The 21,475-nt window shown below is 64.5% G+C and carries 18 protein-coding genes; 7 read left to right on the plus strand and 11 right to left on the minus strand.

Annotation, left to right across the window (positions count from 1 at the left end):
* Positions 1-33 precede the first annotated feature (33 nt).
* From FXF51_RS35870 to FXF51_RS61160, 3 genes are all read left to right on the plus strand, one after another.
* Complete coding sequence (locus FXF51_RS35870; RefSeq protein ID WP_148439158.1) at positions 34-1,614, plus strand: family 16 glycoside hydrolase; 1,581 nt, start codon at positions 34-36, stop codon at positions 1,612-1,614.
* Positions 1,615-1,837: 223 nt separating this feature from the next.
* Positions 1,838-2,419, plus strand: coding sequence for a DUF6461 domain-containing protein (locus FXF51_RS35875; RefSeq protein WP_148439159.1), 582 nt, complete (start codon positions 1,838-1,840; stop codon positions 2,417-2,419).
* A 921-nt stretch (positions 2,420-3,340) separates the two neighbouring features.
* Positions 3,341-3,709 carry a CAP domain-containing protein gene (locus tag FXF51_RS61160; RefSeq protein ID WP_187414750.1) on the plus strand — a complete coding sequence of 123 codons (369 nt, stop codon included), beginning with the start codon at positions 3,341-3,343 and terminating at the stop codon, positions 3,707-3,709.
* Here FXF51_RS61160 and FXF51_RS35890 read toward each other — a convergent pair.
* Positions 3,679-4,035: a hypothetical protein gene (locus tag FXF51_RS35890; RefSeq protein ID WP_148439161.1), complete on the minus strand. Its 357-nt coding sequence runs from the start codon at positions 4,033-4,035 to the stop codon at positions 3,679-3,681. The two genes, FXF51_RS61160 and FXF51_RS35890, sit on opposite strands and share 31 nt — an antisense overlap.
* A 172-nt stretch (positions 4,036-4,207) precedes the next feature.
* Between FXF51_RS35890 and FXF51_RS35895 the strand changes: the two genes are divergently transcribed.
* Together FXF51_RS35895 and FXF51_RS35900 are read left to right on the plus strand one after the other, a co-directional pair.
* Positions 4,208-5,251, plus strand: coding sequence for an XRE family transcriptional regulator (locus FXF51_RS35895; RefSeq protein ID WP_148439162.1), 1,044 nt, complete (start codon positions 4,208-4,210; stop codon positions 5,249-5,251).
* A gap of 257 nt (positions 5,252-5,508) precedes the next feature.
* Entirely contained in the window at positions 5,509-5,760 is a 252-nt protein-coding gene (locus FXF51_RS35900) for a hypothetical protein (protein WP_148439163.1), read from the plus strand.
* A gap of 312 nt (positions 5,761-6,072) precedes the next feature.
* Here the strand turns inward: FXF51_RS35900 and FXF51_RS35905 are convergent, their stop codons facing one another.
* On the minus strand, positions 6,073-6,255 hold the full coding sequence (locus FXF51_RS35905) for a hypothetical protein (protein ID WP_148439164.1): 183 nt from the start codon (positions 6,253-6,255) through the stop codon (positions 6,073-6,075).
* 167 nt (positions 6,256-6,422) lie between these two features.
* On the opposite strand from FXF51_RS35905, the gene FXF51_RS35910 reads away from it, so the two are divergent.
* A complete protein-coding gene (locus FXF51_RS35910) occupies positions 6,423-6,677 on the plus strand; it encodes a GntR family transcriptional regulator (protein ID WP_148439165.1) in 255 nt (84 codons plus the stop codon).
* Positions 6,678-6,827: 150 nt separating this feature from the next.
* Here FXF51_RS35910 and FXF51_RS35915 read toward each other — a convergent pair whose 3' ends face one another.
* From FXF51_RS35915 to FXF51_RS35925, 3 genes are all read right to left on the minus strand, one after another.
* Positions 6,828-7,256 carry a very short patch repair endonuclease gene (locus tag FXF51_RS35915; protein WP_262380055.1) on the minus strand — a complete coding sequence of 143 codons (429 nt, stop codon included), beginning with the start codon at positions 7,254-7,256 and terminating at the stop codon, positions 6,828-6,830.
* An 87-nt stretch (positions 7,257-7,343) separates the two neighbouring features.
* Complete coding sequence (locus FXF51_RS35920; RefSeq protein WP_148439166.1) at positions 7,344-9,281, minus strand: hypothetical protein; 1,938 nt, start codon at positions 9,279-9,281, stop codon at positions 7,344-7,346.
* 825 nt (positions 9,282-10,106) lie between these two features.
* A complete protein-coding gene (locus tag FXF51_RS35925; protein ID WP_222871607.1) occupies positions 10,107-11,162 on the minus strand; it encodes a DNA cytosine methyltransferase in 1,056 nt (351 codons plus the stop codon).
* 244 nt (positions 11,163-11,406) lie between these two features.
* Here FXF51_RS35925 and FXF51_RS35930 point away from each other — a divergent pair, with 244 nt between their 5' ends.
* Complete coding sequence (locus tag FXF51_RS35930; protein WP_148439168.1) at positions 11,407-12,666, plus strand: DNA cytosine methyltransferase; 1,260 nt, start codon at positions 11,407-11,409, stop codon at positions 12,664-12,666.
* Positions 12,667-13,090: 424 nt separating this feature from the next.
* Here FXF51_RS35930 and FXF51_RS35935 read toward each other — a convergent pair whose 3' ends face one another.
* The 6 genes from FXF51_RS35935 to FXF51_RS35960 all read right to left on the minus strand — a co-directional run bounded on the left by FXF51_RS35935 (position 13,091) and on the right by FXF51_RS35960 (position 21,211).
* On the minus strand, positions 13,091-13,717 hold the full coding sequence (locus FXF51_RS35935; protein WP_148439169.1) for a hypothetical protein: 627 nt from the start codon (positions 13,715-13,717) through the stop codon (positions 13,091-13,093).
* A 443-nt stretch (positions 13,718-14,160) separates the two neighbouring features.
* Positions 14,161-14,865: a hypothetical protein gene (locus FXF51_RS35940; RefSeq protein WP_187414751.1), complete on the minus strand. Its 705-nt coding sequence runs from the start codon at positions 14,863-14,865 to the stop codon at positions 14,161-14,163.
* 41 nt (positions 14,866-14,906) lie between these two features.
* Entirely contained in the window at positions 14,907-15,794 is an 888-nt protein-coding gene (locus FXF51_RS35945) for a hypothetical protein (RefSeq protein ID WP_148439171.1), read from the minus strand.
* A complete protein-coding gene (locus FXF51_RS35950) occupies positions 15,784-17,673 on the minus strand; it encodes a hypothetical protein (RefSeq protein WP_148439172.1) in 1,890 nt (629 codons plus the stop codon). The genes FXF51_RS35945 and FXF51_RS35950 overlap by 11 nt, the downstream gene beginning before the upstream one ends.
* Positions 17,670-18,656 (minus strand): PD-(D/E)XK motif protein, encoded by a 987-nt coding sequence (locus FXF51_RS35955; RefSeq protein ID WP_148439173.1) that lies wholly within the window; start codon positions 18,654-18,656, stop codon positions 17,670-17,672. The genes FXF51_RS35950 and FXF51_RS35955 overlap by 4 nt, the downstream gene beginning before the upstream one ends.
* Positions 18,653-21,211: a Z1 domain-containing protein gene (locus FXF51_RS35960; RefSeq protein WP_148439174.1), complete on the minus strand. Its 2,559-nt coding sequence runs from the start codon at positions 21,209-21,211 to the stop codon at positions 18,653-18,655. The genes FXF51_RS35955 and FXF51_RS35960 overlap by 4 nt, the downstream gene beginning before the upstream one ends.
* Between the last annotated feature and the right edge of the window lie 264 nt (positions 21,212-21,475).

A 21,475-nucleotide genomic window follows, 5' to 3' on the forward strand; every position in this document is an offset into this window, starting at 1 on the left:
TCGCCCCCTTCTGCGCAGCGCCTGCCTCGCCCTGTGCGGCGCGGCATCCTGCTCTACTCGGCCTGCGTCGCGTTCGGCGCGGCCATCCTCGCGGCGCTCCTCGTCGTCCCCAGCGCTCTCGCCGCCACCCTGTTCAGCGACGACTTCCAGGACGGCGACGCGACCGGCTGGTCCCGCTCAGGCGGAAGCTGGACGGTCGTCACCGACGGCACCCCGGCCTACCGCCAATCAGGCACCAGCGCCGACGCCCGAGCCCTGGCCGGCACCGGCTGGACCGACCAGGCGGTACAGGCCCGCGTCAAACCGATCACCTTCAACGGCTCAGGCCGGTACGTCGCCGTGCTCGCCAGAGCCCAGAGCACCAGCAACTACTACTTCCTCGGCCTGAGCAACTCGGGCACCGCCATCCTGGGCAAGCGCACCGGCGGCGCCCCCATCACCCTCGCCACCGGCGCCGCCGCCGTCACCTCCGGAAGCTGGCACACGGTCCGGCTGGAGGCGTTCGGCTCGACGCTGCGCGGCTTCGTCAACGACGTCCAGGTGGTCTCGGCCACCGACACGTCCTTCGGCTCCGGACGGATCGGCCTGGCCGGCTACTACGCCAGCGCCACCTTCGACGACGTCCTCGTCACGGACCTCGGCGGCCCCACCGTCTCACCCACCGCCCCCACCATCCCACCGGGAAGCTGCCTGCCGCCCTCCGGCTCCCCTGTGGGGTTCGCCTCGGTCAACGCCTGGGGCCAGAACGGCACCACCGGCGGCGCGGGCGGCCCGACCGTCGCGGTGGACACCGCGGCCGAACTTCTCGCCGCGATCGCCCAGCCAGGACCGCTCACCGTCTGCGTCCTCGGCACCATCACCGTCCCGGCGGGCATGCACAACGTCACCTCCGACAAGACCCTCCTCGGCGTCGGCGCCACCGCGGGCATCACCGGCGGCGGCCTCAACATCGGCCTGCCCGCCAACGACTCCGTGACCTCCCCCCCGGCCGACGCCGTCCACAACGTCATCATCCGCAATCTGTCCTTCCGCGGCGCCACGGACGACTCGATCAACGTGCAGATGTTCAGCCACCACGTGTGGATCGACCACAACGACCTGGCCTCCGGCTACGACGGGCTGATCGACATCAAGCGCGGCTCGTCGTACATCACCGTCTCGTGGAACCACACCCACAACCACACCAAGAACATGCTGCTCGGCCACGACGACGGCAACGCGGCCCAGGACGTGGGGCGGCTGAAGGTCACCTACCACAACAACTGGTTCGACCGGACGCCGCAGCGCAACCCGCGCGTGCGGTTCGGGGAGCCGGTGCACGTGTTCAACAACTACTACGTGTACAACACCGACACCGGGGTGGCCTGCCAGGCCGACGCCGGATGCCTGGTGGAGGGGAACTACTTCGAGCGGGTCGAGGAGCCGGTGACCAACTCGTACGCGGGGCCTGGGGGGCGGTGCGTGGCGCGGAACAACGTGTTCGTGGACGAGTCGGGGACCCCTGACTGCAGCGGCACCGTCCAGGAACCGTCGACTTACTACTCGTACACGCTGGCCGACCCCAACTCGATAAAGACCACGGTCATGTCCGGCGCCGGCGTCGGCAAGCTCTGAAAGCTTGGGCCTACGCCTGAGGGCTTCGGGCTGCACCCCAGCTCAAAGCTTGGGCCTCCGCGTGGGGCGCTTCGCGCAATGAGCTTCGGGCTGCGCCTTGTGGGGGAGCCGAGCTCCCCCACACCCCCTTGCCGGGGGCCTCCCGGCCCCCGGACCCCCGGCCTGGGCCGGCTTCGGTCTTCCTTCGGGCTCGATTGTCGATAGCACCTGCGAACATTGCGCCATGATCAGGCCCTTCGACAAGGACCATGCCGAGCTCGCCGAGATGGGCGGTTGCATCACCTATGTCCGTGGTCTGACGCCGGAGAAAGTAGCGATCCGGCTCGGCGGTCGTCTCGAAAACTTCACGCCGGCGACGTTCTACGAGCTGTACGGCGGGAGCCGGTCCGGGGCGCGCCTCGGCATCACAGTCGTCGGTGACTGGGTGATGATCGTCGAGATGGCGGGCACGAAGCTCGGCATCACTTCAGACATCGTCACGCGGTTGTCCGCGGGCACCCGTTTCGTCTCCCACTATTGCCTCGCGGTCAAGGCCCTTGATTACTTCTACTGGCTTGAGGATGGGGAGCTTCGGTTCTGCTTCGTCGCGCAGGACGGCTGCATGGAGCCGGTGCCGGAGGAGTTCGCGGAGATCATGAACGAGATCGAGGCTCGCTACCCACCGCTCGTTCATCTTCACATGGGCCCGATGTTTCTCATGGCCGAGCGGCTCACCGGGATCAAGCTGACACCGCGGTTGCTGGAGGAGGCCACCTACCTGTGCGGGGTCGTCTCCGAGCCCGAGTGGGACATCATGGGTTGGTAACAAGCCGTACGTAACCAGCTGCGGAGTGGCTTTTGACCAGCGAACGGGCAGTGGCCGTATTGGCGGCGGATCGGACGCGCAAGCCATACTCTCTAAATGGATGAGGTCCGGCTTGATGAAGTGCACTGGCTTCTTGATGAGCTGTGTGTCCGTCACGGGTTTTGCCTTCCTCCTGGGGAGCGGCAGCGACTGTGTCAGCAAGCACCCTTCGTGAGCGTGGATGCCTTCACGGACGCCGTCTTCGTCGCCGAAGAAATGGACCCGTCCCTCTACAAGAAGTTGCGCCGAGAGGTACGAGAAACCGTGCAACGCCGCCTGCCTGCCGTGCGGCACGAGTCCGAGAGGGACTCCTCTCCTGGTGCGAAGGGGCCACACGGGTGATCAGACGGGGGACGGCGCGGCGAGCACGGAACGTGATGCTCGCGTTACTTAGTCCTCGGCAGAGGTGCCTTCAACCAGAGGCCGATCAGGGCCGAAAGCGCCGATAAGCACGCGCCCGAACTGCCACTTCGGTTTGTTGGAGCGCCACTCAACTGGAAGAACTTCTTCCACATGTGATGCTCTGTGAGGTCGCCGGACCTGATATGTCCGGCGTGGAAGGCGCACTTGGGCAGGCCAGTAGCCGAGTAACCGGCAATGAGCGCGCCGTGGTCGCCGAGACACGAGATGACAAATCGATATGGGTCGCGCCAGAATGCGGAGCCGACCAACATCTACCGTAGCTGGGGGAAATTGATGCGCCGACCTCTTGGGTTATTCGCCACAGCCGCTGTTCTGACCACGATCGCCGCTCCCATGAGTCCGGCGCAGGCTGTGACGGCGTTTCCAGCTTCCAGCGTCGGTGAGTCCAACCCGTTCCGGCTAGCTAGCACGGCATCCGTATCGGGGACCGCAGTGGGGTCGGCGCAGGAGAACGAGGTCGTGCGGCTGGTCAATGCACGGCGGGCGAAGAAGAAGGGATGCCGGGCGCTCAAGCACCACCGGCAACTTCACCGTGCCGCGCGCGGGCACTCGACCGACATGGCGGAGAACAACTACTTCTCGAACACCTCCCGCGACGGCCGGACCTTCACGGACCGCATCAGGGAGGCCGGCTTCACCGGCGGCACCAGGTTCGCGGAGAACATCGGCAAGGGCCAGCGAACCCCGGCCGCAGTCGTGCAGTCCTGGATGGACGCTTCCGGGACCAAGGCCGCCGTCCTGAACTGCAAGTTGACCTTCATCGGGGTCGGCGCCGTCGAGGACAGTAGCGGCGCGTATTACTGGACCCAGGACTTCGCCGCCAGGTGACCCACCTCGTGGTGAATCGCCACAGTTGCTTGCGTTGCTTTGGCGGCCTTCTGCTTGACGAGAGCCGCCGTGAGGCGAGTCGCCAGTGTCGCCTCCAGTTCGGTGGCAACGTCATCGTCAGCCACGATCAGGTCGAAGTCGGCATCGACATCGGAGACATCGACATCCAGCATGGTCGCCACCAGGTCGCGCACCATCTCTTCGGCTTGTTCCAAACGCTTCACCTGAGTGTGGTAGCTCCGCTTCAGACCGGACCCGGAAACGGTCAAAGCCCACCAGTCGTCGCTCCTGCTGGCGGTGATGGTGTAGGTGTCGCGCTTGCTCACTGCTCCTCCTGCTCCTTCGCGATCGGCGCCCTGAAATCTCGCCCCGCAGACCATCGGCCTCGCGCCCCGAGCCGCCTCCAGCAGCCGCGTAAGGATCCTGCCCGCAACGGCCCTGCTCTCCGCCGCCGCTGCCGATAGCGTGGCCAGCGGGCAAGTAGGGGAGGACGATCCGGTGCGGCGACGGCAGCTTCTGACCAACCTGGCCATTACCGCCGCTGCGGTTGGCACCGGTTCCCCGCTGCTGCGCTCCGGCGACCCGGTCAGCGAGGCCGATGCCGGCGTCCTGCTGGTGACGCGCGTGCGCGACGCCATGCTCGGCCTCGGCCCAGCCCCGGCTGAGGTTCCTACCGAGCAGCTCGGCGCGGCGCTGGCTGTCGCGCACGCCGATTTCCACGCCTGCCGTCATGTGCGCCTGGCTGAGCGGCTGCCGCTGCTGCTGGCCACCGCACACGCCGCCGGCGACACGACGGCCGACGGCGCCGCCCTGCTGGCGGAGATCTACACCCTGATCACGCGTCTGCTCGTCAAAATGGACGACCAGCAGCTCGGCTGGATGGCTGCCGACCGGGCCCGGGTGCTGGCCGCAGGCGCCGAAAGGCCGCTGTTGGTCGCCGAAGCCGCCCGCCAGCTCGCCGACCTGGCTCGAAAGGCCGGATGGTACGACCAGGCCATGACCATCGCACTGAGCGCCGCCGACCACCCCGCCCTGGCCGACGGGTCCGACGCCCGAAACACGGCCCAGCGCGGGCTGCTGATCCAATCCGCCGCCTACACCGCCGCCCACCGCAGCGACCGGGCCGGCATGCGCGAACTGACTGATGAGGCCGCCGCCATCGCCGCCCGCCTCGCCTCGGGCCCGGTGCTGCTGCGCGATCACGGCGGCGGCCTCACCCCCACCACCGTCCAGCTGCATCGCGTCTCCGCCGAGTACGCTGCCGGTGACGTCGGCGCCGCGCTCACCGCGGCCCGCCGTGTCCGACCAGCCAGTCTGCCCACCACCGAACGCCGGGCCCGCTACTTCACCGACCTGGCCCGTGCCCACGGCCTGTCCGGTGGCCGGGACCAATGCCTGGCCGCGCTGCTGGCCGCCGAACGTCAGGCGCCACAGGAGACCCACGCCCGCCCCGCTGTGCGCGACCTCGTGCAGTCGTTGCTGATCTCCGGTCGGACCAGCGCCGAACTGCGTGGCTTGGCCCTGCGTTGCGGCATCTCCTGACGCGGCCGGAAGTCAGAAGCCCTCGAGACGGGCAGCGTGCGCCGCGGCCTTGTCCGCCGACTCCTCGCCCACCTCCACCCTCCGCGCAGTGTCTTGGCGACCTTACGAAATCGCTCCTGTCGCTCCGCCGTTTCCTCTGCTTGGGCGGCCTGCAGCAGGCTCTCCCAGCGCGGTGGCCACCAGCATCGCCGGGGAGGCGATCAGCGGCGCGTCGGCACATCACGCACGGGAGTCGGCCGCCAGCACCATCAGATGGTTTGCCAGCCGCTGGCCTGCGCCCGCAGGAGCATCACCTGGGCCGCTTTCTCGCCCTGGTCGACGAGCTCGACATGGGCGCCGGTGTAGGCGAACGCTTTCGGCCGCCGGCTCGTTCGACCTCGGATGCCCGCTCGGTGGCGGTGAAGCAACGCTGCAGCAATCCGATGGCCACCAGGGCTGCGGCCCAGTTCCGCCGTCAGGTGATCGTCGCCGGGGTGGGGCCCTTTGCGAACGGTGCGGCGGACGCGTGAGAGACCACCGTCCGCCGCACCTCCGTCATGCAGCCTCGCCGCTCAGAATCTGCTCGAAGGTCCGTCTCGCGGCAGAGGTCAGCGTCCAAGCGGTCTCATGCACAGTCCGCCTCTCGCAATCCGTGCGGCGGACAGAGCCCTGGCCGCCTCCGGCACACAGCTCGTAGATGGTCGTCTGGCAGCTACAGCTGTGCGAGACGACGCGGACGCGCTGCACCCGCTTCGTCGGTTCGTGCCACGTCAGGTTGATGCGGTCAGCGAGAGGTGGGTGGGCATGCGGACCGTGATAGTCCGGAATCTCACCTGGAGCACTCACCAGGTCCGCCCCTCGAAGATCTCGACGAGGTTCCTGAGCGCCGTGGCGACCCGTCCCATGACGAGGCCGTGGACATGATCGCTCTCTTGTGGCAGTTGATACCCGTGCCTCTCCAACACGGACCGCACCTCCGCAGCCAGCAGGGGTGTGAACCGGACGTCTGTGGTTGTGTTGTCCATGGGTCGGACCTCCTGTGTCCGATCAAGGGCCCGTCTCGACGCTTCCACCGCTGAGGCGGGCCCGTTCACTTTCCAGCAGAGTACGTCCCACACGTACAACACGTCCAGTACGTACAGCTCGTACCCGACGTAAGCTCCATGCCTGTACGTCCTTAACGTGTTGTCGCGTGACCATTGACCAGCTCGACCCCACGCCTATCTACGAGCAACTGGCTCGCATCATCCGGGAGCGCATCAAGGCCGGCGACTTGGAGGAGCGACAGCTGGTGCCTTCCGAGAGCTCGCTGCAGCAGGAGCACGGCATCGCTCGGGGGTCTGTTCGGCGGGCCATGGAGGTGTTGCGCGAGGAAGGCTGGGTGGTCACGATCCAGGGCCGGGGGACGTTCGTGGCGCCCAAAGACGCCTGGCCTGAGAAACGATGAGCGTCTTCGGACGTGAGCGGGCCGGAGGAATTGCCTGCTACAGGTGCGGCGGTCTCACGAACGGGATGGTCACACGCCGGCGTGCAAGCCAGCTGGTGGAGCTTCCGGCCGATGTCGGAGGCAACACCGCGATCGACGATCGGCTGCGAGTCAGTGCTCAGCCCGTGAACGCGTGACCTCCTTGAGTATGCGATTGGCAGCCTCGGAGGGGTCTTCGTGCTCCCAGATGCGGACGACTCTCCAACCCGCCTGCTGCAGATGCTCGTTGGTCGCAGCATCCCGCGCCATGTTCTTCGCCAGCTTCTCGGCCCACCATGTGTCATTCGCGGCGGGGCGCGTGGCGTGTTCCGGGCAGGAGTGCCAGAAACAGCCGTCCACGAACACCGCGACCTTCGCTCGGGTGAAGGCGATGTCAACCGAACGGCGCTTGAGTCCAGGTATCGGCCACGCCACTCGGTATCGCAGGCCACGGGCGTGCAGCAGTTTGCGGACCGAGATTTCAGGTGCCGTGTCCCTGCGACGCTGTTTGCTCATCCGCGCTGACACGCCGGCCGAACTAGGAGAAGGAATGGAGGCCACGGGAGAACGCTATAGCGGAACCAGAATTGGGCTCAACACAGGTCAAGGCCACCGACTCCACTTGAGCCGGTGGCCCGACTGTGTTACTTACGCATCGGCGCGACGCCCGAACTGTCCTCCGCCCTGGGTGAGAATGCGCTGCTCGACATTGACGAGTCCCAGCAGAGCTGCGGACAGGGCGGTGGGCTCCAGAAGCTGCCGCACGTCCTCTTCGCCCATGAGAATCGGCTCGTCGTCCTCGGTCTTGCCTACGAGAGTTCCGTTCAGCCGTTGGGCGTGAACCACGTGCGCGACCGCCTCTTCGCCATAGACCCGTTGCACCAGATCCCGCACCTTCGCCGGATCGGCCTTGGGCCAGATCTGGTCGGCCCAGTAAGCGAACTCCTGGAGGAACACAGGATGGGCAGAGTTGAGGTAGACCACCCCTCGGTACTCCGCCCCTTCGATGTCCCGCACTTCGTTGCGCACGTACTGGGCCAGGTGCTTGCTCTCTTCAGGATCGAAGCGCTTCCAGTCGAAGGTGGGATAGCCACCCCGCACCCTTGAAGGGGAGCCCTGCATCGAGCCGGCTGTTGCCGGTACGAGAACATGGCGGGGCCCGCCCGTGCCGCCCGTTCCGCCCGACTTCCCGGATCCTCCGGCAGACCGTGGGCCACGCGAACCCGAAGTGCCGGCGAACGAGCCGCTCGGGTGCCCGAGTACCTTTCCCATCGCGGCACTGAGGACCCTGGAAGCCTTGAAGCGGGGGTTCAGCCGATCCAGGATGCGCGCAAGATTTTTGGCCATCGAGGGATCCGTCTGGGTGGTGTCCCGAGCGCGAGCCTTCTGTTGCGCCTCGGCCAGTTCCTCCGGGAAATTCTCGAAGAAGGCATCTCCCCACTCCTCCCAGGGCAACTCCGTACCACCCTTGCCGAAGAGGATGTGTCGGGATGCTTGCGTGATCACACCCCATCGAGTGGGCTGGCTGTCGCTGTAGACCGGTGGGCGTACGATCAGCCATGTACGCCCCATGATCTCGTCAGTGATGCCGAACAGGCGGTATCGGCTCTTGCCCCGGTCCGCGTGGTAGGCCTCCCCCTGGTAGTCCACGACCGCGACGGGCCGCTGGATGATGTAGTCGGCTGTACCACCAACGGGCGGCTCCGGCTCTGGAACGTAGAACCAGTCGACCTGGGTTCCGTGCTCATCGACGGTTACTGCGCCCGTCACGGCGGCGCTCGGGATGTAATGTCGCAGACCATGGACGCGACGGGGGCGCCACACCATGGCCCTGCCGTCGGGCAGGTTCACGGTCTTGTCCCTGGTGTCTCGGCGGTCGCTGCTCTTCTTGGCGTACAGGTCGACGACCGTGGTTTCGATTGGCGCGCCGTTCCTCTCCGGCACCTCGATCAGGCGGCTGTTGAGGTACCGAACGAGCTCGTCGACCGTTTCCTTACGGGAGGAGTCCTGATCCCCCATCCAGGTGTCGCTGTCTGGGGCCGACCCGAGCAGCACCATGATTGTTCCTGTGTGCATCCATGGGGGACGGATACGGCTCCAGTCACAACCGTGGTCTTCATCCATGAACGGCTGCACCACGTCCGTGAAGCTGACGAATTCGCCGTTCTCGTCCTCGGCCGACCATTCCCGGAGGGCGTAGTTACCATCGCTGTCGCGGTAGATCCACAGCATGGCACCGTCAGGCGCCTCAGCCGTGTAACTGATGACGACCACGCCGTACGGGTTCCACGGCAGGACGGAGGACTTGAATCCCTGGCCGAAGTTGCCGTCGACACCGATGGGCTTACCGCCGCCACCGAACGTCGTGAGGAAGATCTTGAGGTCTTCCGGCCGCATTCCTGCGCCATTATCCATGATCGTGCGGCGTAGAACGCCCTGCCGTTCTGCAGCCTGCTCTTCGATCCCGAAGTGGACGATGGACGCGCCGCTTTCCTCGGAGTTCTTCCACGCTTCTCGCGCCCACTGGTAAGGCCCGCCAGCTTCATAGGCCTGGCGGATGAGGTGGGCTGTGGCCTCCGTCGGCACGTGTACAAATCTGGGCATGCCTGCCCCCTTCTCCCCTAGAGCCGCAGCCCTAGAAGTCTCGACAAGAGCGGAGGCCCTTGTCGGAGGCATCGTACCTTCCGCCTCTCGGGGAAGCGACCCATATCGAGGATGGGTCGACGGATCGCCTACCGAGCTTGATCGCTTCGCATCGCGGCATAACCAGTTCATTCAGGAGCTAAGTCCGCCAACGCGAACGCCGTCGTGGAAGTATGGTGCTACCCTCACCGCTCGCTTCTCGACCGCATCAGCCGGACGTAGGCGGCGCTGCCGTCGGCGGGCACGCTGCGAAGCACAAGCAGCAGATCCTCAACAACCTCTTCAAGTTCGCCATGGAGAGCAACGCACTGACAGCGAATCTGCCTTAACATCACGTGGACAAACACCAGGGCCCAGGGAAGCAGTATGCTCCGGCAAGTGTGGTTACCGTACTCGCACGGGCCCGCCATTCTCTTTCAGGTGGGCAGGGAAGGTTCAAGTCGGCAGGGGAAGGTGCTTGTAGGCAAGCGCGTAAGCGCCTCATCGATTGGTTCGGTTGCACGCATTATGTCGCGCGCTCCGACTGGAAGAGGTAATCGACATGCGAAAGGGAAACCTCGCGAACCTTCCCGATGGCGATGGATGAGGTGCATTCACCCTGACCAATGCCGCCCCCTGGAAGCAAGTGGACCGGCGACGGCAGTACGAGGCAGCGCCGCGACCTGAAGCACCGCGCGCCGAAGGCGAGGCGGTCAGTGCCTATTCACCCCGATCTGGTCGTGCCCAATTTATTGTCTTGGTCTGGGCTGCCGGAGAGGTCATACTCGGTCACCTCAGGCTTCTTAGCTGCCGCAGATCAGGGAAGATGTCGTAGAGCGGCGCCTCGCCATGCCCGAGCGCGTAGGCAAGGATATAGGTGGCGAGGCGGGGAGGAATGGCGTTTCCTATTTGTTGTGCGACATCCCGGCCGCGCCACTTGTAGTCCGAGGGGAAGGTCTGCAACTGCCCAGATTCTTTGAGAGAGAAACGTGGAGGATCTGCTGGCCGACCATCGAGCAACTCCACGCGGTTGCGGGAGATTTTTCCCGTCACGGTGAAAGCGGGTTCGGCTGAGGTGCGCTGACCTCGGTTCTTGGGATCGCCGCCGGTTCCGTAGTTGGAGACGACGACGAACGGCTCTGGTCGGTTGAGCACGTCCTCCATCGCAACCCATGGAAGCAGTTTCGCGTCGCCCCCATGCCTCGGGGTGTTCTTTTGATATGGGTAATGCGTTGGTCTGGGCAGAACGGCTTCACCGTCCAGTCGGGCGATGAGCACCGCTCGACGACGCGTCTGCGGAACTCCGAATTCCTCTGCGCGTAGTACACCGCAAGTCGCGTTGTATCCCTCCTTCTCGAGGATTGTCTTCATGGCTTGCCAGACGGGAAGTACAGCGGGCACCTGCTCCAAGACGATTGCATCGTAAGGGTTGCCATCGTCTATCGCTTGGAGCGCCCATTTCAGGGGTTCCAGGACCAAGCCCGTGCGGTCGTCGCCATCATGATCGGCTGCTAGCTTCTCAAGATCGGCGGCGACGTCCTGTCGGAGTGCCATACGATCGGCGAAGTCGAGAACCTCGTCCAGTGCGCGGCGCCCGGTGCCTGAACCCGCAACGGTGTACGTCTGACAAGGAGGGCCGCCCGCCAAGACGGTGGCATCGCCGAAGTCCGCAGGCTTGAAACTGCGTACATCGTCATGTCGCGTTTCGAGGTTCTCGGCGTTCCGCGTCTCGCACGCGTTCTTGTCTAGCTCGATGCCGATCGCTGCCACCTCGAGCCATCGTGCAGCTACGTCCAACCCTCCCGGACCGGCGAACAGATCAACGATCGTTGGGGGGCGGCGCACGTACTCTCCTGTCAGCTGAGGTGGATGGCAGGTACAGCTGAGACGCCTACCTACCTATGGGGCAGCCACGATGGCGGCAAGTTTACTCCCTGATCACGACAGTCACCCTGGTCCAGCGCTGTGGTTCGCATGCCAGAAGCTGGTGACATGACAGTAGATCTTGCCCAAGCCGTTCGTAGTCGACAAGAGTCTGATTTGTCGGATCAGATCGGTACTCTCGTGCTCTCGCTACAGAGGAGGGCTCATGGGCCACATCGAGAGGATCTTCAGGGCCGTGGAGATCTGTGCCGGCGCTGGTGGGCAGGCGCTTGGGTTGGAGCGCGCAGGCTTCGAGCATGACCTACTAATAGAGCTTGACGATGACGCAGCTGCGACGCTGCGGCTGAACCGCCCAGCTTGGAAGGTCGTGACGGGGGACGTCGCGGATAGATGCGTCTGGAACCCCATCGACTACGCTGGAAGCGTTGACCTCCTGGCCGGTGGGGTGCCCTGCCCTCCCTTCACTGTCGCAGGCAAACAGCAAGGGGCCACCGATGAGCGTGATCTCTTTGCTTGGGCGGTTGAGCAGGTCGAAATCGTCCGACCTCGCGCGTTGCTGTTGGAAAATGTTCGCGGCCTGAGTCAACCCAGATTTGCGGGATACCGGCAACACGTCCTGGACCGGCTACGTGAGTTCGGATACGTGGCAGATTGGAAAATGGTGAACGCGTGCGACTACGGAGTCCCTCAGCTGCGGCCCAGATTCATACTCGTCGCGATGACTCCGGAAGATTTTCCGTACTTTCATTGGCCTATAAGCGCGCCTGCCCCTCTTACCGTCGGGCAGGCTCTGCTGCCTTTGATGTCCGCCAACGATTGGGACGGGGCTGAGGCGTGGGCGAGAAGGGCGAATCGTATCGCGCCGACTCTCGTCGGAGGCTCGAAGAAGCATGGTGGTGCGGATCTTGGGCCGACACGAGCGAAAGCCGAGTGGGCGAAGATGGGTGTGAACGGGTGGGCTTTGGCCGATGCAGCTCCGTTCGGAGGCGAGGTTTTCGAAGTAGGGCCCAAGTTGACATGCGAAATGGCAGCTCGTCTCCAGGGTTGGGACGAGGGGGAGTTTCAGTGGGTATTCAACGGCAGGAAGACTGCTCGCTACCGCCAGATTGGCAATGCCTTCCCGCCTCCGATGGCCAAGGCGCTCGGCATGGCTATTTCGGCAGCGCTAAGCCGTACGACCACACCTCGTGAACGTGTTGCGGAGCCGGAGCACGACTCTGTGTACCGGGTTCTCCGGGAGCGAGGGGATTTCATGACCATTGATCAGATTGCCCGAGCGACGAAGTCGGGCCTCAAAGCGTATGAACTGGAACGTCACATCAATTTGCTTCGCCAGGACTTCGAGTTCGTGGTGCGCGACAGCGACCCTGTTGCTTACAAGATCGGAAACATCAAGGCTTTCCGGGGAGAAGCTGACCATGTTCGAAACGAACGGTTCAAGCAGGAAAGGCGGAGGATAAGCTAGTCAGGCTTGAGAGGTCCGTCCGGGAGGTGTCTCCTGGTGATGATGTGACGATGCGTTAAAACACGTCATGCAGAAGCAGCGGGACGTTTGAGAAACGTTCGGCGTGCTGGACGTCGGTCCGGATCGCGCTCGACACTCGCGCCGCCGCGCGCCGCTGAGGTCAACTCCGCGGAGGCCGGTAATCGCCCAGATGTCGCTCCAGACGCAGTAACTCGCTCAGGTCAAGGGCGTTCCGGCAGCAAACCACTGACAAGCACACCTGGCTGCCTGAACACGGCTGAGGACGTACCGACCCTGCCTGATTTTCGGCTCCGACAAGAATGACGAGCCAGGACATCGCACCGCCGTGATCGCAGTTGCCTGACCCCTTATTTGAATCTCCCGGGCGGTGACGGGGTGAGTCCATGAGCTTGAGCGGCGAATGCTAATCGACAAGGTCCTCTAGGCCGTCGCGCCATGTCGGAGCAGGGAGCCGGTCGAACAGATGGCGGTTCTCGATCATCGTACGAGCCAGACGGTGGCAATGCTCGACTGAAGGCGCGCCTATGGCAAGGTATCCCTCTTCGCCGGAGTAGAGGCAGCAGCCCGCTTCGAGTACGAACCGTGAGGTGAGGGCCGCACGGTCCCTGTCGAGAACCACCCCCACATATGGGTGCTGCTGTAGGTGCAAAGAACCGGGCGCCCTTCCACGACACGCGTTGTAAGTCGTGCCGCCAGCCGCGACGATCGCCATGACCAAGGCGGCTACACCGAGATCCATCCCTCCGATATAGCAGAAGAATCCGTCGTCCTCGTTCTCGTAGGCTTCTTCGACAACTGCTGCCAGCGTCGCTTCGAATCCTGCAGCGTCATATGCGCGGGACGCTCGATCGAGGGCTTTGCGCTCAATGTCAAGTGCGCCTTCAACTTCGTCCCAGGTCACATCATAAAGGGGCCGATAGTCTCGATTCCAGCCAGGCCCGGGATAGCTGGCGACGTCCTCCGCAGTAGTCTCTCGCAGCGTGTCGGGGCTGTAGTCGATGTAGCAACCGACGTCGAATTCGGGTATCACGCCACTACTCTGCCAGACTGCCCTCCATCCTTTGACCCAGTCGACCACTCCGCTGTGCGGGATGCTGGATGGACCGGCTCAACGCCATGGCTGAGTTCATGTGGTCTGACAAGCATGCCGTGCGGCAGAAGGGAAACTACTTCCGTCGTGGCCAATGACGACTTGGCCCCCGCCTGAAGACAGGCTCCACTCACGGGAGTACTCGGAGGAGCCTGCTGATCGAGGAGCAAGACCCGGGGCCTGAGCCATCGACAGCGGCTCGCTGTATGCCGAATCAGGCCACCTGCAGCCGCTGGGGCTCGGCGATGGTCTTGTAGAAGCTTGCATAGGCGAAGCTTTGTCGAGGCAGCCACGCGGGTCGCGAGCGGATCACTGATGAGTTCTGCAGTCTGTCGACGTCCGACTGCTGTGATCGGCCGTCCGGCGCTTCGCAGGCCCTCATGTCAGGGTTGAGTGGATTCGGATGTCCCGTGTTGCGCCGTCGCAAGCCGCGTGACGGCCTCGCTCGTCAGCGTCAGGCAGAGATTTCGAATCTGTGGGTTCGAGAGAGCTCGGACATCCAGGAACGCCAGGTACCTTCGCAGGCGAGCTGTGACGTCGCGGATAACCGGCCGGCGAGGGGTGTTCACGGCAAGCTCGATGACCGCACTGGCCATCTCCCGTACCAGTCGGGGATCGCCGCCTATGCTGCGGCGTTCCAGAAGTTGGTTGAGGTCGCTCTCAGTGAGCGCAGCCAGGACTTGCTCGTGACCCGCGAATATCACGGCCTGCCACCACAACCGGGCCCAAGTGTGCCGTGTGAGGTCCGTGGCGACCCACCGTTCCTTATTGCCTGGCCCGAAACGCCACATGGTCACATGAGGAAGAGCCACGAGAGAGAGGAAGGACCAGAGGTCCCGGTTGCCGGCTTCCGCCCACGACAAGTCCAGATGATCGCGAATCACCTTGGCCGCGTCCCGGTCGAAGGAGATTCGTGCATCGTTTGCCGCTGCCCGAGGGTAGCCGTATCCCTTCGAGGTCGTCGTGACTGCGTCAATCAGCTCCCGTACGCGTTTCGGCGCGATACGGCCACCGACTGGTGCCCACGTCTGTTCAGGGTGGCTGTCGCGTGGAGCGGGAGATCGTCCGGCGGCGACCTCGACGTACACAGCTGCGCCCACCACGGAGGGAAGATGGGGCCACAGTTCGCTCACTGAAAGATCCGCCCCCTGCCGAGGTTTCTTACCGCACCTGAGATTTGGGTCTTGAACTCCGCGAGTTCCGCTGCCCCGGGCGGGGCGGAGAGGTGCAACGGCGACGCCGCGAGGGTCCTTGCCAGCACGTCCCCGACGCTGTCGGGCGGCCATTCCTCGCGTTCCGCGAGTTCGGTGCGGAGGTGCAGGGCGAGCTCCAGCAGCAACGCGGCGACGCCTGCCTGGAGTTCGTCGAGCAGGGCATGCTGACGTCTGTCCTTGGCACCGCGGGCCACTGCCGTACGCAGCTCACGATCGCTTTTGTTGATGAGCACACGGAACGTTCCGTAAAAGGGGGCGGTAAGGTCGGTGCTCGTCTCCAGGTGCCAACTGGCGGTGGGGGAGAGTCGCGTGTGTGAAAAGTCGATCTCGTGCACCGGGAACATGGATGACGCACTCTCCAGCACTACTCGCTGGACGTGCTCCGAGAGCACTGAACCTAGGACCGTAGCCACGCCGGCCCCTCGCCCGGTGCTGGCGCTCGTGAGGCTGACGGTGCTCCGGAGCGACAGGACCCCGGACAGTCGTTCGCCGACGAGTGTGACGTCGATCAAGGCCGTGCCGTTCGGGTCGAACCAAGCCGTGGGTGCGGCTTCGGTCATGTCGGTGGTGGAGCTGGTCCAAGAGACGGTCACGGCGACGTCCGCCAGAGCGAGTCCGGTCTCCTGTGGGAAGCGCGCTACATCGATCCGTACACGGCGCACTGCTCGTAAATTCGTACCTGGGTCCCAGCCGTCGATCGCGTCCGGCATGGGAATCCACTCCTCCGCGTCGAGCAGGAACCACGGTTCCCAAGCCACCGTGCCTGGACGTGGGATCAGGTAGGGACGGACATCAGCCGGCATCGGACACCACCTGACTCACTCGGAAACGCACGACAGCGTCGGGCACATGCGTGGCGAACACGTACCAGTCCGATTCCTGACCCGCGGGTACCGTGACGGTTCTCCCATGCGCGACGGCTCCGGAGGCGGACTGCCATTGCGTGATCTGCGGAACGGCAGCGCCGAGCGGTGGCTCGCTCTCGCGGCCTCCCCCTTCCACCACGACCTCGACGTCTGCGGACAGGACCCTGGAGGCGTCTGCAGCAGGAACCTCAACGGCGGCGACCAGGTACGGCTTCCCCTCGTGGACCTGCAGCACCGGGCTTCCGTGCAGTCGGGGCTTTCCTCCCCGTCGAGGTGCCGGACTGCCCCCGTTGCCACCCCCACCTCCCCAGGTACCACTGGAAGTGAAGGATGCGCCAGGTTGTCCGCCTCCTCCGACACTGTTGTCCGCCTCGCCCTTTTCCGAGCACGGATTCATTCGTGCGGGGACGATGCCGGCGAGGAGCGCCGACAACTGCCCCAGCCCATGGCCTCCTGATCCGCCGGTCTGAGGTCCGAGCCCGAGGCGTTCGTCCAGTTGTTTCAGGATGAAGGTGCGTGCCCCCTGTACGACTCCTCGCGCGGTTCCGGTCAGGCCCTTGGAGATCCAGTCGTCGTGAGTGGGCGGCTCGGCGGATGCGAACAGTGCGTCGGCGTCTTCGGACGCTTTGAACACTCCGGCATAGGCAAGACGGGAATCGGGGTGGGGCGGGCCGGGAAGATAGTCGACCACGAGCTCGGCGACCCGCATGCGGGCGACATGGTGGCACGGGCCCTCGAACGGCTTCGCCGCTCCGATGAGAAGGCGGGTGTTCGCGGTTTCCGCGGCGTTCAGGGCCATTGCGAAGGCGCCGGCGTGCTTGGGCGGGACGGTACGCGAGAGTGCGGCTCCGTCACCTGCCCGGACCTCTCGCAGAGAGTCGATGAACGGTGCGAGCTCGTCGAAGGTGTGTGGTTCGGGAACCGGGACTGCGGACCCGTTGACGCCCACGATAAAGCGCATGTGCCGGCCGTGCTCGTCCGGGACCATTTTCGGCCACAGGTTCCACAGAAGCGAGGATGCGATGAAGGTCGCAGCCTCCTCCGGAGTGCGGTCACGGGCGTCCGGCTCTGATCCGACGGTCCCCAGGTCGGCGGCCAGGATGACGATGTCCGTACCGGTGCTCCCATCCTCGAACCCTGACAGCCCCAGTGCCTTGGCAACCGCATCGGCCTGCATGGAGAGAGCCGGGTCCGGCACGTCGTCAGCCGCCACAAGGCCCCACCAATGGCGGCCGGTGAAACGGCGCTCGTCGAGATACCAACTGTGGCCGAGCGCGGCACCCATCAGCCTACGGGAGGCGGGACCGTCCGCGGTGGTGTGCGTGTCCACGAGGATCGCACCGACTCGACTGAGCCGGTAAAAGATGCCCTTTCCGAATCCGTACGTGCCTCCGCCGAACTGGTGGTCGCTGGGTTCCCCGACGTTGCGGAGGAACTGCACGAAATCCGGTGTCTCCCCAGGATTCGCTCGTTCACCGGCGCGCAGCGGACCACCCAGTCCCCTGGTGTTACGGTCGGAGACCACCAGCACGACGGCCTCCGGGCGCAGGGCTCGATCGAGGTCGACGTTGGACTGACTCGGAGGTCCAGGCAGCAGAAGGTCACGCCACGCTCGGATGTCGTCGCCGAGCACACGGACATCGACGCGGAATTCCACCGAACCGTCGGGCAAGTGTGCGTCCCAACTGTTCTGTGCCGCTTCCCTCACCAGGACGGTCAACGGGTCCAGCGCGGGGCGTCCCAATTGTTTGACGATGCCCTCCGCTGCCGCGGAGCCCTCCGGAGCGAACGGCTGTGACCACCAACGAAGGTTCATCGGACCGCCTTCTCAGCGATCTCAACCAGCGACGCGCCCATGCTGAACAGGAGCAGGGAAGCGAGATCCACGTGATAATCCAGATCTGCGACGCCGTCCGGCAGCGAGCCCGTGACGAGGGATGACGGGACGAGACGCGGTGTGCCGGGGCCGACCTCGATACTGCGTATCTCCTCGATCACGAAGGTGTCCAGGTCGGGCCGATCCGGCTGGTCGGACCACCCTGCCGCCGAGAGCCTTGCGTGGAAGTCCGCCCGCGACGCCACCACGCCGCGGAGCTGCTCGACGAGGTTGCTCACGGTTCGTCCGTCGGAGTCCTCCACAACACGTAGGAGAACGAGGTCCAACGGTCGTCCATCATGGGTGTTCATTTGCTCCAGGCCGTGGACGGCGATGCTGTCGCTTGCGGCACTCAGACTCTTCGTCTCCAGGCACCGGACGGGAGCCTCGAAGTCGTGAGGTTCGTTGAGCGGGCCACGCCAAGCTGCCATAGGAAACCCGGGGTCAGCCTCGACCAGGGCCGAGAGCACAGTGAGTTCCACGAAGAGACCCAGCTTGGCCTGACGCGACAGTCCACGCAGCAGGCTGCTCCGGAAGAGTCGCCGCCACCGTGCGATGGCACCGAGACTGGCTGCCGCCGGTTGATGCGCGTCGACCACGGCTTCCAGCACATCCATCACGACCTCGTCGAATTCCGGGAAGAGATCGGGCTCGGCACACGATATGTCGACGTACACGATCGCGGGTCCGCCGAATCCGAGCTTGCGGACCACGGTGGCAAGGACTGCCGGCCTGGAGTCGACGGAGAGGTCCTCGTCACCTGCGGGAACAAGCAGATGTCGAGCACCTGTGCCGTCGAGTGCCACGCGGCAGGGCTCTGAGTGGCACGTCACCTCCAGAGGGTAGGAGGCGAGCTCCTTCGTGCGTGGCCGGGAGAGAACCGCCCACGCACGCTCCAGCATCGTTGATTCGGTGTCCGTCATGTCATGTCCTCGGTGTCGACGCCGAGGGCCTCGTCGACGTTCTCGCTTTCAACGTCTGTGAGGTCGACTGCGACATGGGTGGCCTGGACACTTTTGGTCTCAACGTCTCCGGGGAACGTGATGCCGAGGCCGACCACGGGCTCCGCCGCGCCGAGTGCGATACGCGGAGGGTGCTCGGCCGTGGTGCTCTGCTGCTGGTTGGCGGGTTCGCTCGTGGGGTCGATCAGGTACAGGACGACCAGACCGCGGTCGTGGCATACCGGGTGACTATTACGCAAAGCGACGAGTTCGCTCTCGCTCTTCGCCCTCGCCTGCGCAGCTGTCAGGCCTAGGTCCAACGCGCGATCCTGCTTGCTCATCAACGTCTTGATGTCGGCCCGTTCCACGCTGTGGTCGTTCAGCCGGGATCGGATCGAGTAATTGATGTCCAGGCCGCCCAATTTTGCATTCCCGCCCTCGCCGGTGACGACGGCGACGGACCACATCGCCAGACTCGGTGGGTCGCTGGTGAGCTGTTGGTCGATGTACTTGACCATGAGCAGCGATTCCAGGTCCGGCGAGTCCTCGTGCACCTGGTAGCGGTGGAGGAAGGTCTTCACGAGCGAGACGGGGACGTCCCGGACCAGTCGGGCGGCACCCAGGTCTTCGACCTGGCCGTGCCTGACCGCCTCCTGAACGAGATTCTCCGCGGCCTGTCGATTGCTGTCCAGCCAATCGGCGTTGGTGTGTTTGAAGTACCGGGTCTGCAGTCGGCGTCCGGCGTAGGAGATGAAGGCCGGTTGGGCGGCGCCCATCTTGGCAGTGATCCGCAATGATGGATGGGTACGGATCCGCACCGCAACCTGGTCCGGCGTCAGATTTTCCCGCTGGTAGCGGTCGATGTCGTCGCGCATCTCGTGCTCGACGGTAGCGAGGTGGCGGAATGCCGCAGCCAGGCTCGGTGTCATCCAAATCCTGGGCAGGTCCTCGTATCCGCTCCGATACCCGAACCAGCGGCCCATCTGCAGCAGGGTGTCGTAGGCCGTCGCCCCTCGGACGAAGAAGCTGACGACGAGTCCCTCCAAGGTCAGTCCTCGTGAGAGCGTGTTGCCGCCGACGGCGATGGCGACCACGGATGGGGCGGAGTAATCGAGCCGGTCCTGGCTGCGGTAGTTGTCGAGGACGACACGCGTGCTGGTGATGACCTTGCTCAGATGAGGCAGAACCTCGTCGAACGTGTTCTGTGCCCGGCCGAAGTCCTTGGCAGGCACTCGTGAGGACTCCTTCTCCCACAGATTCCGCCACTCGTCGAGGACTTCGGAGCGGCCGGAGTCGAGACCGGCCCGGGCATCTGTCTGCAGAGTCTGAAGAGGACCTCGGTAGCTCTCGTGAACTGCGATCTTCACGGACGTGTGAATGAGCATGGTGCTGTGGTCGTCATCGCCGCGCGCTCGTCGAGCGGCTGTGGCCAACCAGAACCAGCGGACGGCCGCCACCAGTTCCTCGATCATGACTGGGGTGAACCCGTCTGCGGATTCCTTGCTGCCCGGACGCAGCAGGGGTACTTCCTCCTCGGCGACCAGACGCACCATGTCGTAACCGTCCGGTGGGCCCTGCTCGTCGGGGGCTTCCCATTCGACGGCGTCACGGCCGAAAATTTTCTCAGGACCGAAATAGCCGTCCGGACGCGGCAGGTTGAGGATGAACGACTTCGGATACAAGTCGTCCTGCGTGGGGTCGATGAAGACATTGGCGAAGGGTGTCGCGGTGTATCCGATGTACGTGCACCGTGGCATCAGGCGCAACAGCCGACGGATCAATGGGTTGATCCGGCCCGTGGCCACCGATGCCTGGTCCGCCTCGTCGTCGATGATCAATACCGGTGCGGACGCGAGTGCCTTCCGGCTGTTCGGCTTGTCCAGCCACTTGATGAGCTTGTCCAGAACGGCCGCGTTCTTCTTGACGACCGCCAGGACGGTCTTCTCCTCGCTGAGCGCCGCTGACGCCTCGAGCGTTTGCTCCACGAAGTCGCGGGACTCGCCGGTCAGGGTCATCCAGCGGTCGGGGTTGAGGTCTTTGAGGTACTGGTCAAGCCGTACCTGGGTCTGACGGCGCAGTCCGTTGTGGATACCGGACAGGACGATGACCAGGCGATACCGTACATCACCGAGCTTTGCGATGACGGCGGTGAAGTTGGTGGTCTTTCCGCTTTGGACATACCCCACCACCAGGCCTTTGGAGTCCCATGTGGAACGGTCCGGTCGAGGGGTGTGAGCAACCACGGTGCTGGACGAGTGGTCCACGGAACTGATGCGTTCCTCTGGCCACTTCTCGGTCTTGAACTGGTCTCTCAGAGCCAACCAGTAGCGGTCGGACTCGCCTGGGCCGCTGTACCAGTCGTTCGCGCCGGCTGTAATGATCGGCGGACCGCCGGCCTGTACCTTCGCTTTGTCAGCCTCGAACTGACATCGGAACTTGTCCACCAGCTCTTCCGGCAACGAGCCCGCAAAGCTGGCAACAGCTGCCTCGACGCCATTGCGTCTGGCCCAGTCCGCGAAGACGGTGTAAAGGCTCAAGGTCCCACATCCCTTTCCCACGCCAGGGAAGAAATCTAGCTGAGAAGAGTCGAGGCGACCATGATCGCATATGGGAATTGCCAGGAACGACCGGGTTTGTATCTCAGAATCCTGTACTGGCCATGCCTTGGAATGGGCGCACACGGCGATGCCGTCGGATCCACTTGGTGTGATCAGCTATTCACGTTCAGCAGCTCGGCAGGAACCGTAGCGGCTCGGTCTAGTGACGCACTGCAGGCAATGCCGAGCACCCGCCAACATCAA

The organism is Nonomuraea sp. PA05, assembly GCF_008086045.1.
Lineage (GTDB): Bacteria > Actinomycetota > Actinomycetes > Streptosporangiales > Streptosporangiaceae > Nonomuraea > Nonomuraea monospora.

Excerpts from the sequence above, each read along its gene's own strand:
- FXF51_RS35875 (WP_148439159.1), top strand. The coding sequence starts at position 1,838 with ATGATCAGGCCCTTCGACAAGGACCATGCCGAGCTCGCCGAGATGGGC.
- FXF51_RS35905 (WP_148439164.1), bottom strand. The coding sequence starts at position 6,255 with ATGGACAACACAACCACAGACGTCCGGTTCACACCCCTGCTGGCTGCG.
- FXF51_RS35930 (WP_148439168.1), top strand. The coding sequence starts at position 11,407 with ATGGGCCACATCGAGAGGATCTTCAGGGCCGTGGAGATCTGTGCCGGC.
- FXF51_RS35945 (WP_148439171.1), bottom strand. The coding sequence starts at position 15,794 with ATGCCGGCTGATGTCCGTCCCTACCTGATCCCACGTCCAGGCACGGTG.
- FXF51_RS35950 (WP_148439172.1), bottom strand. The coding sequence starts at position 17,673 with ATGAACCTTCGTTGGTGGTCACAGCCGTTCGCTCCGGAGGGCTCCGCG.
- FXF51_RS35955 (WP_148439173.1), bottom strand. The coding sequence starts at position 18,656 with ATGACGGACACCGAATCAACGATGCTGGAGCGTGCGTGGGCGGTTCTC.